Origin of the sequence: Acidithrix ferrooxidans (assembly GCF_000949295.1) — a bacterium.
Lineage (GTDB): Bacteria > Actinomycetota > Acidimicrobiia > Acidimicrobiales > Acidimicrobiaceae > Acidithrix > Acidithrix ferrooxidans.
In genome coordinates, this window is sequence record NZ_JXYS01000132.1 from 1 (window position 1) to 11519 (window position 11519).

9 protein-coding genes and 2 pseudogenes are annotated in these 11519 nt (G+C 48.8%); 3 read left to right on the forward strand and 8 right to left on the reverse strand.

All coding sequences use genetic code 11. From position 1 onward, the window contains the following. Positions 1-225, reverse strand: a 225-nt coding sequence (locus AXFE_RS19635) for a hypothetical protein (RefSeq protein WP_152626187.1), incomplete at its 3' end; no start/stop codon positions are given. Between AXFE_RS19635 and tnpA (AXFE_RS16820) the strand changes: the two genes are divergently transcribed. Beyond that, a complete protein-coding gene (gene tnpA, locus AXFE_RS16820) occupies positions 226-606 on the forward strand; it encodes an IS200/IS605 family transposase (protein WP_160291797.1) in 381 nt (126 codons plus the stop codon). 107 nt (positions 607-713) lie between these two features. Here the strand turns inward: tnpA (AXFE_RS16820) and AXFE_RS16825 are convergent, their stop codons facing one another. The 7 genes and pseudogenes from AXFE_RS16825 to tnpA (AXFE_RS18780) form a co-directional block, all read right to left on the reverse strand. Then, positions 714-1739, reverse strand: a complete 1026-nt coding sequence (locus tag AXFE_RS16825; protein ID WP_052607071.1) for an IS630 family transposase — start codon at positions 1737-1739, stop codon at positions 714-716. A gap of 32 nt (positions 1740-1771) precedes the next feature. After that, positions 1772-2893 (reverse strand): alpha-hydroxy acid oxidase, encoded by a 1122-nt coding sequence (locus tag AXFE_RS16830; RefSeq protein WP_052607072.1) that lies wholly within the window; start codon positions 2891-2893, stop codon positions 1772-1774. 316 nt (positions 2894-3209) lie between these two features. After that, the gene (locus AXFE_RS16835) at positions 3210-4097 is read right to left on the reverse strand and encodes a cell division protein FtsX (protein ID WP_052607073.1); all 888 of its coding nucleotides are present in this window, start codon (positions 4095-4097) and stop codon (positions 3210-3212) included. Between the two features lie 32 nt (positions 4098-4129). Next, positions 4130-4816: a cell division ATP-binding protein FtsE gene (gene ftsE / locus AXFE_RS16840; protein WP_052607074.1), complete on the reverse strand. Its 687-nt coding sequence runs from the start codon at positions 4814-4816 to the stop codon at positions 4130-4132. 60 nt (positions 4817-4876) lie between these two features. Further along, the gene (gene prfB / locus AXFE_RS16845; RefSeq protein WP_052607075.1) at positions 4877-5977 is read right to left on the reverse strand and encodes a peptide chain release factor 2; all 1101 of its coding nucleotides are present in this window, start codon (positions 5975-5977) and stop codon (positions 4877-4879) included. A 76-nt stretch (positions 5978-6053) separates the two neighbouring features. Then, positions 6054-8759 (reverse strand): preprotein translocase subunit SecA, encoded by a 2706-nt coding sequence (gene secA / locus AXFE_RS16850; RefSeq protein WP_052607078.1) that lies wholly within the window; start codon positions 8757-8759, stop codon positions 6054-6056. Positions 8760-8927: 168 nt separating this feature from the next. Continuing rightward, positions 8928-9304 (reverse strand): annotated as a pseudogene (gene tnpA, locus AXFE_RS18780) (IS200/IS605 family transposase); the annotation flags it as partial. An 855-nt stretch (positions 9305-10159) separates the two neighbouring features. Here tnpA (AXFE_RS18780) and AXFE_RS16860 point away from each other — a divergent pair. Next, the gene (locus AXFE_RS16860; protein ID WP_052607077.1) at positions 10160-10591 is read left to right on the forward strand and encodes a hypothetical protein; all 432 of its coding nucleotides are present in this window, start codon (positions 10160-10162) and stop codon (positions 10589-10591) included. 168 nt (positions 10592-10759) lie between these two features. After that, positions 10760-11386: pseudogene (locus AXFE_RS16865) on the forward strand (IS607 family transposase). Positions 11387-11519 lie beyond the last annotated feature (133 nt).

Genomic DNA, 11519 nt, shown 5'->3' on the forward strand with positions numbered 1-11519 from the left:
ATGGGCGTGTAATGGACGGTCTTGGCGAGGTATCGAGTTGAGAAACCCTTGGATGTCGTACTTATTAGGAGAGCGCTTGGCTTTCCATTCGCCATGGACCCAATTGACCGCTTGGTTCCATAACAGTGCTGCCCTATGGCACGAGTCATGGGCTAGACGATAAGAGGCCCCTGTCAGAGTAACGGGCACGATAGCTGTTGTATACTCTGTGCTTCTACTAGCCATTTGATAACTAATATAGCATTATCTACTAAGGACTATATTTCACTACATGACGATGATTGGCGCAATGGAAGGCATGTGGTATATCAATTACATGCACACATCGTCTTGATACCTAGATATCGACGTAATGTCATGACCGAGAGAGTTAGTGACGAGATCAGATCTGCCCTCATTGAGGTGTGTACTCGTTTCGATTCCACCCTCGATGCTTTCGAAACAGACGGCGATCATGCCCACCTACTGATCACCAACGCAGCTAAAGTTGCCCTGTCGAGACTGGTGATGTCTATGAAGACACTTATCGCCATGAGAGTAAGGGCAAAGAACTGGCCGGAAGTCCGAGAGGCTTTGTGGGGGCAGCACTTTTGGTCGCCCTCCTAGTCGATAGTGTCTTGTGGTGGAGCCCCATTAGAGGAAGTGAAACAGTACATAGAAAACCAGAAACTCCCAAGAGGTAAATCAGGTAGACCGAGAAAGAATTATAGAGCTCACACTCTGACTTGCTCCTTGAAATCAAGCAAAGAGTATGGGAATGTCGTCGTGTTGAGATAGTCGACTAATTCCTTTGTGACTGGTTCAATCTTGGGAATGAAGCGATTGTGGGTTACAGCAGAGCGCCCTTGCTTCCAAACGTGTTCCTGGGGATTGAGTTGCGGAGAATACGGAGGGAAATGGACTGCTTCGATGTGATGCTCCCTAATTGCCTCTTGAGCGACGCTCCCTCTGTGCCATCCTGCCCCATCCCATATAAGCAGAATCTTCTCTCTTGGGTAGATCTTGCGGATCGCCAGCAGTATGGCCGCTGTTTCATGCATAGTCTGGCGCTCTGTTGCAAATGCATGCTCCTTGCCTGTCTTGAGGTTCAAAAACCCATAGATGCTCCGGTTCATTCTGGTTCCATTGGTCTCAATTACAGCTGGTGTGGTTCCTTTCGGTATCCACACTTTCTGAGTAGTTGTCGCCTGAGTGAGAACCATCTCGTCTTCACAGAGAATCACCGTATCTGGATCAGAGAATGCCTCTTTCAGAAGTTCTTGCTGCTCGTCTTTCCATTCAGCTACTGCTTGTGGATCAGCCTTCTCGTACTGTTTGCCCGGCAGATGGAAGCTGAACTTACTTTCCCGAAACAGAACGTAATAGCTAGTCCTAGAGGCATAGAGAACACCGTATCTGCGCTTGAGTACTGTAGCCAGGATCCGTGTTGACCAAAACGGGGAACTGCTATAGCCGTGGTCATTGGGAGTTGTAGTCGTGAGCATGATTGCCACTTCATCTCTTTGAGACTTTGAGAGAAGTACCGGAGCGTTGTTATGGCGCTTGTCCTTGAATGCCTCAGTGCCAACGCTGCGGAATGACCGTCGAATTCGCTGTACATGCTTGACAGAGAGGCCTGTCCTGTTGAGGGGACTCCCATCTTCAAGGGTGAGAACTGCCAGCGCCCGCTTATATTCGTCGATGTTTTCAGTCTTCGCCATGAATGCTTCAATAGTGGCGAGTTCCTCGGGTGTAAGCATGTCATGAGAAGATTAACACACCTTACAAGAAATTAAAAGGGCTCATTGGAGCATTTCAGAGTGTTATGCGAATAGGTCGCTTGACCCCTCCCATACGGAAACCGATTGCGCTCCCGTTGGTTCAAACCGGCATCACCTCCGCCAAAGATTCCTCTTGCGAAATAGCGTCCAACCATCACAGATGCCCCTCCTAAACCAAGCGACCTCAATACGTCAGCACCGGAATCCACCCCGCCATCGACTATCAAGTTACCCTGGAACTTTGTTCCTCCCTTAGAGATACGGTACAGGGCTTGAATAGCCGTTATTGAGCCATCCAACTGGCGACCGCCATGGTTAGAAAGTATTACGTCATCACAATGGGTAAGCGCCCTAGCCACATCCCTAGGATCCAAAACACCCTTCATCGCAAATGGAAGACCACCGGCCATGGATGAAAATTCGCCTAAATCGTCCCAACTAAAAGTGGGATCCTGCACTAGCGCCTCATAGTTCGTTCCAGAGACGCCTCGTCCAAAGTCGCTAGGAGTGAACACTTTGGCAGAAGTCGAAAGTTCTTGGATGAAGTTAGCATTTTGCCACTTGAGAGGTACCTCGAAATGATTGCTTCTATCACCTCGGCGTAGACCAATTACGGGAGAATCTACCGTGAGGACAAAGCCATCAAAACCATTTTCAACCGCGCGATTCATCAATGAATAGGTAATAGCGCGATCCTTCATAACATATACTTGCAATAAAAGAAGCGGCCGAGGTGCACTTGCCTGTGTGGTTGGGAGATTCGCATGAAAGATCGAAGCTACTTCTTCAAGGGGCAATGCACTGCGGGTGGACAAGACAAACGATACGCCAGACTTAGCAGCCCTACGAGCAAAGATCGCCTCGCCTTCCAATTCTAAGAGCGAGAGATATGCCATGGGCGCTATAAAGATCGGCAGTGGTGCCCTCTTTCCAAAGACCTCTACGCTCAAGTCTGGTGCCTCTAGGTGGTTGAGTACACGCGGAACCATTGTGATCTTTTCAAAAGCTCTAATATTCTTGCGCAGCGTCTCCTGGCTTCCTGCACCGCCAAAGTAATAATCCTTGACGCCAGATATCGTCCTTTGGCTTGAAGATAGTTTGGACAAATATACCTCCGGCTCAAATGGGGCCATCTACCCCAAATCGATCGCTTGCAGTGCAAATATATCAGTTCCAGCGAGACGACGCTAATATCTCCAGAGCCCTCTTCGATCAAAGCAACCAAACACTACCTCTACTCTTTACGAGGTCGCCACAGTGATCACGATATAGATCTCTTCCCAAATTGGCAAAATTAACCCACCTGGCCCAGGGCGAATCAAAAAAGCAACGTCCTGGTCTTAGGTCACCTGTGGTGAACGCGTTTGTCACCACAATTAGGGTCATTGGATCGACAGCGGATTTAGTGAATCTTAGTGAAAAATAGCAGATCGAACTGAAATAAAAGTACTAAATATCCAGATAGCGTCGAACAGCGAGCAACGAACCGAGGGCTCCAACCACCGTTCCAATTGCCAATACGAATAATTCGGTGAATAGCACATCATGATTGGAAAGTACAAACGAAGACAACAACTGGGCTTTAAAGTGGTGAATGATATAGCCAAAGAGCCTTCTAACTCCCAAAACAGCCAATCCCGCGACTATCGCACCTGCTAAGCCCTGAATCAGGCCTTCGAGCATAAATGGAATTCGAATAAACATATTCGTAGCCCCTACCAATTTCATGACCGTGACTTCACGTCTACGTGAAAAGATAGCAACGCGTATGACATTTAAGATAAGTACTGATGCCGAAAGCAACAAGATGGTAGCCAAGCCCAGAATTACAACTTGTGCAATCGATGAGATCTTCAACATAGTGTTGATCGCCGCTCGATTGTACTGAACTTTCATTACACCTGCTTGGGCATTGAAGATACCACCAACGGCAGCAGCCTCCGCTGGATCCTTTAGTGCCACTCTAAAAGACGGCGGAATATCCTTTTGCGTCACTGAGGATAAAAAGTCAGGCTGATTCGCCTCAAGTCGCTTGAACTCCACATACGAAGCCGCTTGATTGACATAAAAATAACTCTTCACGGCGGAACTAGCTTTTAGTTGGTCATTGATCGCCGAAGTTTGTGCCTTGGTGGCATTTGGCTCAAGAAAGATTAGCAACTGTGTACCACCTTGCCACTGGCTCGTGGCTACACTTACCCCCTGCTTTATCAATAGCGCCGACCCTACGAGAGCCAACGAAACCGCAATGGTGAGCACGGCGGCAAGACTCATAAGTCTGTTTCGCCATAGATTTGATGCGGTCTCTCTGACCACATAGTCCACTGAATATGCCAACTCAACTACCTCTTCATCTCTAGCTAAAGCAGCTAGGAACCAATTCCATAGACACCACGAACCTGATCGCGGGTGATAACTCCGTGGTCTAACTCAATAACCCGACGTCTCATCGAATCAACGATTCCGACGTCGTGAGTCGCCATTAAGACAGTTGTGCCTGTTCGGTTAATCCGTTCTAGTAGCCGCATTACGCCCCATGAGGTGTCAGGATCGAGATTACCTGTTGGCTCGTCAGCTAACAATATTAGAGGCTTATTGATAAACGCGCGGGCAATGGCAACTCGCTGCTGCTCCCCGCCTGAAAGTTCATTAGGAAGGCGCGTTCCCTTGTCGTCAAGGCCGACCAACTCAAGCATTTGAGGTACCTGCGTCGCGATCGCCTTCTTTGGCTTTCCTGTTACTTCGAGAGCAAACGCGACATTTTCAAAGACCGTCTTATTTGGGAGAAGGCGAAAGTCCTGAAAGATAGCACCTATGTTGCGCCTAAAAAATGGCACCTTCCAATCGGGCATCAAAGCAAGGTCCTTACCTGCCACAAAAATATGGCCGGAATCTGGACGCTCTTCACGCAGCATCAGACGCAACAAAGAAGATTTTCCCGACCCTGATGGTCCGACTAAAAAGACAAACTCCCCACGCTGCACCTCTAAAGAGCAGTCACGCAGAGCAAATTGCCCAGTCTGATAAGACTTCATAACTTTGTCAACTTTGATCATTTGAACCGCTCACTTACGTCTTTGGTATTCAATTGTTAAAAACATAGAGGATACGTTGAATCAAGATCTAGCCTTGCTCCAACGAAGATAAGATTCCATAAAGAAAGATATCTCTCCATTCATAACGGAATCCACATTTCCGGTCTCGGTAAGAGTCCGAAGATCCTTTACCAGTTGATATGGGGCCATAAAATAAGATCGAATTTGATTGCCCCAGCCCATCTCACTCGTTGAGCCAGCCAACACCTCGCGGGCAACCCGTTGCTCTTCCTTTTCACGATCGATAAGCTTTGCGGCTAGAACCTGAAGGGCTTTCGCCTTGTTTTGCAACTGCGACCGTTCATTTTGACATGAGACGACGATATTCGTTGGTAAGTGGGTAATTCTCACTGCAGAATCCGTAACGTTGACGTGCTGACCACCGGCACCCGATGATCTAAATGTATCGATTCGCAGGTCTTTGTCGTCGATTTTGACGTCAATGGCCGCATCTGTAAGCGGAAAGACTTGAACTAATGCAAACGAAGTCTCCCTCGAATGCTTGGAATTGAAGGGCGACATTCTTACCAATCTGTGCACGCCCCGCTCGCTCTGGAGCATTCCATGTGCATAACGCCCTTTGACCAATAGAGTAGCCGATTGAATTCCTGCCTCTTGTCCTGGGGATATATCTTCGACTTCAACTTCGAATCCACTTTGGTCGGCCCAGCGTTGATACATCCTAAGTAGCATCTCTGCCCAGTCTTGGGCGTCAGTTCCTCCAGCCCTTGGCTTTATCTCTAATATCGCATCGCTCTCGTCGTCCTCACCTGAGAACAGAGCCCGTAGCTCTAATTCACTAAGCAAACTTATGAGTGAATCCAAGGTGGATCGTCGCTCTTGCGCAAGATTTTGATCATCCTCGTCGCCCAAAAGTTCCTCTATGGCTCGAACTTCTAAGACCATATCCCACAATCTATCGACCTGAGCTATGTCCTCTCGAAGTGCGTTATATTCTCCGGTAAGTTTTCTAGCCATAGCTAGATCATCCCAAAGATCTGGCGCAGAAATCTGAGGCTCAATCTCTGCAGTTCGGGCAATTGCCGAATCGAGCTTCAGGTAGCCTTTGGCATCCTCCACCCTTTTAGTTACAGCTTCAAGTTCGTCTGAATAAGATCGCAACTCTCAAAACCACCCAGGTAGACGATAGAACTTTCCTTCCTCCATAAATATTTAGGAGAAGGTCCAATACAACAACTTAGTCGCTATTTTGACCATGGCAGTGCTTGAACTTGCGGCCACTACCGCACCAACACTTGTCATTTCGACCTATTGCTGTCGGTTCGTCTTGAGCAATCTCAGAATTTCCCGGTACCGCAAAGGCGTCCATAGCAGATCTTTGACCGTTAGAACCCAGGTCAGCAACGTCGCCTTGTGGGCTCTGGTAAAATGCTGCGGCCAGATCGGTACCAACTGGCAATCCAATCGAAGGAGCCATCACCTCTACATGCATCACAAAGGTCAAATAGTCGGAATCCATCTGTGACATCAGCTTTCCAAAGAGTTCAAAGCCCTCTCGTTGCCAAGCCACCAGTGGGTCTTGTTGTCCCATGGCACGGAGATTGATTCCCTCGCGAAGGTAGTCCATCTCCGCCAAGTGCTCTCGCCACTTGGTGTCGATGACGCTGAGCATTACCTCTCGTTCAACTGCCCGCATGGTCTCCGAGCCGCCGGGGATCCTTTGTTCGCGATCTTCATAATATTCTTCAGCTTCAGTCAAAAGACTCTCTATGATCTGATCCTTTGAAATCGCCTCTTTCAAATCCTCTGAGTGAAAACCAGTTGGGTAGATCGCGGTCGCATCCAATATCAGATGGTCTAAGTCCCAATTCTCTATGAAGTCGCTAACACAGTTTGCATTTACGATTCGATCCAGATTGTCTTCTAGAATCTCCATTGTGCTCTCTTTGAGGTCGCGGCCGTTTAAGACATCATAGCGCCTCTCGTATACGACCTTACGTTGCTCGTTTAGGACCTCGTCGTACTTGAGGACTTCTTTCCTAATCTCAGCATTGCGACCTTCAACGGTTGTCTGAGCCTTCTCGATCGCACGTGAGACCATGCGGTTCTCAATTGGAAGATCATCAGGGAAAGTTCTCTCTAAAATCGCCGAAACCGCACCTGTCGCGAAAAGACGCATCAAGTCATCTTCTAAAGAGAGAAAGAATCGACTCTCGCCAGGATCGCCCTGCCGTCCAGATCGACCTCGAAGCTGATTATCTATGCGTCTAGACTCGTGTCGCTCAGAGCCAAGTACGTATAATCCGCCTAACTCGCGAACGCGTTCACCTTCACTACGACATAGGTCTTTATACTTCTCCAACAACTCGACTCGAACGCTAGAGTAGTCAGGATCTTGGACGCTGAGACCTCGCGAAGTCAACTCAGAATTCGTCAAAAGCTCCGGGTTCCCGCCCAAAAGAATATCTACGCCTCGACCAGCCATATTTGTCGCAACTGTAACTGCGCCCAAGCGGCCCGCTTGAGCTACAATCTCAGCTTCTTGCTCATGAGCCTTAGCGTTTAGAACTTTGTGAGGGATACCTTTTCGCTCTAGATACTTGGACAAAATCTCTGATTTTGCAACCGACGCCGTACCGACCAATATGGGCTGTCCAAGTTCGAAGCGCACAGCAATATCTTCGACCACCGCCTGAAACTTGGCATCTTCACTCTTGTAGACCAAGTCGGCGTTATCCATCCTCACAAGGGGCTGATTTGTCGGAATCGGAACTACTGGAAGGCCATAGGTGGAGGCGAATTCGGCAGCCTCAGTCTCTGCCGTACCTGTCATTCCAGAGAGTTTCTCATACATCCTGAAATAGTTCTGCAAGGTAACTGTCGCCCAGGTGTGGTTCTCTTCTTTGATCTTCACCCGCTCTTTTGCCTCTACTGCTTGATGAAGTCCCTCAGACCAACGTCGACCTTCTAGAATTCGCCCAGTGAATTCATCGACAATCTTGACTTCACCCGTGTCAACGATGTAATCGCGATCACGTTTAAATAGTTCTTTAGCCCTTAGAGCTTGATTGAGCTGATGTAGAAAGGCAGTTGCAGTGGGATCATAGAGATTTTCAATCGCCAAGGCTCTTTCAACCTTGTCAATACCGGCCTCGGTAGGAAAGACGATCTTTTTCTCCTCGTCAACTTCATAGTCGATAGAAGATCTCAAGGTACGAACTATTGACGCAAATTCATAGTAAATCTTTGCGGGCTGCCCGGTTGGGCCAGCGATAATGAGTGGTGTTCTGGCCTCATCTATCAAAATCGAGTCAACCTCGTCGATGATCGCATAGGAATGGCCTCGCTGAACCATTTCATCGACCGACTTGGCCATATTATCTCTCAGATAATCGAAGCCAAATTCGGTATTGGTACCGTAGGTAATATCGCGCTGATATGCATTTTTGCGAACACTTGGATTGTCCATGGTCGGCAGAATGAGCCCGACACTGAGCCCAAGAAAGTTATAGACCCTCGACATCCACTCGGAGTCGCGCTGGGCCAAATAATCGTTAACTGTAACGACATGGACCCCTTCGCCAGCAAGTGCATTCAAATAAACTGGCAAAGTCGAGACTAAAGTCTTGCCCTCTCCAGTTCGCATCTCGGCGATCCAACCAAAGTGCAGTGCCATGCCACCCATCAATTGCACGTCGTAATGACGTTGACCAATTGTTCGCATTGCAGCTTCGCGCACTACAGCAAAGGCTTCAACCATCATGTCGTCTAGGCCTTCGCCTTCGGCAAAGCGGGCCTTGAATTGGTCCGTCTTACCCATCAGCTCACTATCACTGAGTTTCGATATCTCAGCTTCAAAGTCGTTTACGTAGGGAACGATCTCGGCTAGTCTCTTGACCTTTTTGCCTTCACCCGCGCGCAATACTTTAGAAAATACACTCATCTCTATCAATCGTAGTAACGATTGACCAATTGTTTCACCTTTGTACCTCGCAAAACAGCATTACTATGCAAAATCACTGTTTACCGGAATGGGGTGTGGGGCAGAATACCCCTGGCTTTGGCTCTGGGTATGTAGAGCCCTACTAGGGCGAAGCCCTGAGACCCCCACTCAAACGTTACGCTGATTAGCCAAATACTGCTTGATGATTTCTAGCGGAGCACCGCCGACTGTAGCGACGAAGTATGAGTTTGTCCACAGTGTCGGGAGTCTGTGGTCAAGACGTGGAAACTCATCACGCGACATCCGAGACGACCGACCCTTAATCTTCTTTGACGAGACGAGAGATGCCATATTGGGGATCGATACCTACGATAAGGTGGACGTGATCGGAAATGATCTCAACTTCAATCAACTCGGCCCCTCGCGGGAGGCACACCTGGGTAATGATTTCCTTGAGCCGAGTGTCGATGGAGCCGTACTTTGGATCGTCGGTGATAACCGATCTTTAAGTACTTGGGACACCATGCAACTTGACAGGTACAGCGCTAGACAATTTTGTGATTGGATTGTTATTGGGTGTTATTGGATTTGATCTCCATGTGAGAAAAGGATACAGCCATGTGCTATCTCACAAACATGAGTTTGTTCACGCTTGGTTACAACTACCGCTTACCCGTGCTGTTGAGGCTGAGTAGAGATTGCGAGCGACATGGGACTCATGTCCGATTGCGTCTGGAATCGTAGTGTTGAAGAGTCCAAAGCATCCTTTAGGCAATCTACTCCCGAAAACAACACTGCCTGCGGGCCAGCTAAATTAGCTAACGATCTCACCCCGTGGCGTAACGATAATGAGTGGCTGGCAAATACTTCCTCGGTTACACAACAACAGACCATCTGAGACTTAGCAAGTGCTAGGTCAAAGGCACTCAAGAACATCAAGGATCGTCTCGTGATCAAACAACGCCGGGGAATGCCCAAGTTCAAGTCTCGTCACCACTTCCTCACATCGCTCAACTATATAAAAAGTGGATTCTTCCTCCTTGAGCAGAACAAATTGAGTAGAACAAACCCGACCACCAGATAAACAACAAAGATGTGTCACAAGAAAAGATTTTCTTGGCGACTCTAGCTAGCTAGCGGTATCAATGTCCACCCAGTTTGATCGTATCCCTTGTCATCTGAGCCGTCTTCGGTACGGATCTTTTCAAGACGCAATCGGTGATTGGTGGACGAGCTTCGTGGTCTCGGTGAAACGCGAGCCACTCCCCAAGAACGGAGCGGTCATCGGGATTGACTAGGGAGTGAAGGAGATGGCCACCACAACCGACGACACCTACGACTTTTCCCGCCCTGAAAGAGGCAAATCAGCCTAAGTCCGTCTCACTCGCTATCAACGCCAGATGACTCAACGCAAACCCGGCCGAGGACAACAAGCATTTAACGACTACCGACAGGCCAAGAGGGATGCCGCCAAGACTTATCGCAGCGCTACTCGACAACGACAAGATGACTCACGCAACTGCGCCAAGTCGGTTGTGATGGATCAAGACCGACTTGGCTTGGAAGACATCAAAGCGAAATTCCTCGCTAAGACAACCATGGCTGAGAAGGCAGCGGATGCTGCCATAGGCTCGGCTAAGAGTGTACTTGTGTTTATGACTAAGAAAGACTGTCGAGATCTTCAACCCGTCGAACCAAGATGGACGATGATGGATTGCTCCAGGTACGGTTCGAGAACCATGCACTTACTTACCTGCCAATGTCCCAAAGAACCTATTCCTACGACGTCTGCGGGTTGGTCACTTCAAGGGACAAGAATCCTGCGGCTGTGATGGTCGTCCGGGCTGGTTTCAACCCGGCTGGTGTTGATGACATAAGACCTTGGGTGTCCGCTGGGTACTCAGGCTGCCTGAGCCAGGAATCCCGCGATTTATCCGTGGGGCTCGCTACTGCTACTCTCCAGCTGAGCACTCTTAAACGAAGTTTACTATAATGCCTATATGACGAGGTTAGTGCCTATTGGGGTGCCAGCACAGGAGCTTGGGGTACACCCCATGACGCTACGGAGATGACAAGCAGAAGGACGTATCGATCCTCCTATACGCACACAAGGAGGCAGAAGGCGTTATGACCTGTCTAAGCTTCGTGCTATTACTCCTCATAAAGCTCCATCCACCAGAGCTACCATCGCCTATGCCCGCGTGTCAACCAACGCTCAAAAAGACGACTTGGTTCGCCAGGTGGCTCTCCTAGAGAGCTATTGCGCCGCAAACGGGTGGAGCTATGAGATCATCTCCGATGTAGGGTCAGGACTCAACTACCATAAGCGTGGACTAAAAGTGCTTATCTCTTGGATTTGCTCCGGCGAGGTTGGGCGGCTGGTGCTCAGTCACAAGGACAGACTGCTTCGTTTTGGGTCAGAGCTTGTTTTGTCTCTTTGTGAGCATTTTGGAGTCGAAGTAATCATTATCAACGCTAGCGAGGATTCAACCTTTGAAGAAGATCTGACAAACGATGTCATCGAAATCGTAACCGTCTTCTCGGGCTGGCTATATGGATCGCATAACCATAAAAACAAAAAGGTTATGGAACGGCTTCAAGAGGTGGCCAAAGAGGTAACTCCATGATCCGATCTCCGAGCCTCACTCTATGGTTAGCATTATGAAGCGCACGGTACGTCTAGCCACGTTGCCACTGAACAAGAACAAGTATGACGAGACGCGCTCTGTGATCGGGCACTATAGCGACGCAAAGCGCGTC

Coding starts and splice junctions, on each gene's coding strand:
- ftsE (WP_052607074.1), bottom strand. CDS start 4,816: ATGATCAAAGTTGACAAAGTTATGAAGTCTTATCAGACTGGGCAATTT.
- AXFE_RS16825 (WP_052607071.1), bottom strand. CDS start 1,739: ATGCTTACACCCGAGGAACTCGCCACTATTGAAGCATTCATGGCGAAG.
- AXFE_RS16860 (WP_052607077.1), top strand. CDS start 10,160: ATGACTCAACGCAAACCCGGCCGAGGACAACAAGCATTTAACGACTAC.
- secA (WP_052607078.1), bottom strand. CDS start 8,759: ATGAGTGTATTTTCTAAAGTATTGCGCGCGGGTGAAGGCAAAAAGGTC.
- AXFE_RS16830 (WP_052607072.1), bottom strand. CDS start 2,893: ATGGCCCCATTTGAGCCGGAGGTATATTTGTCCAAACTATCTTCAAGC.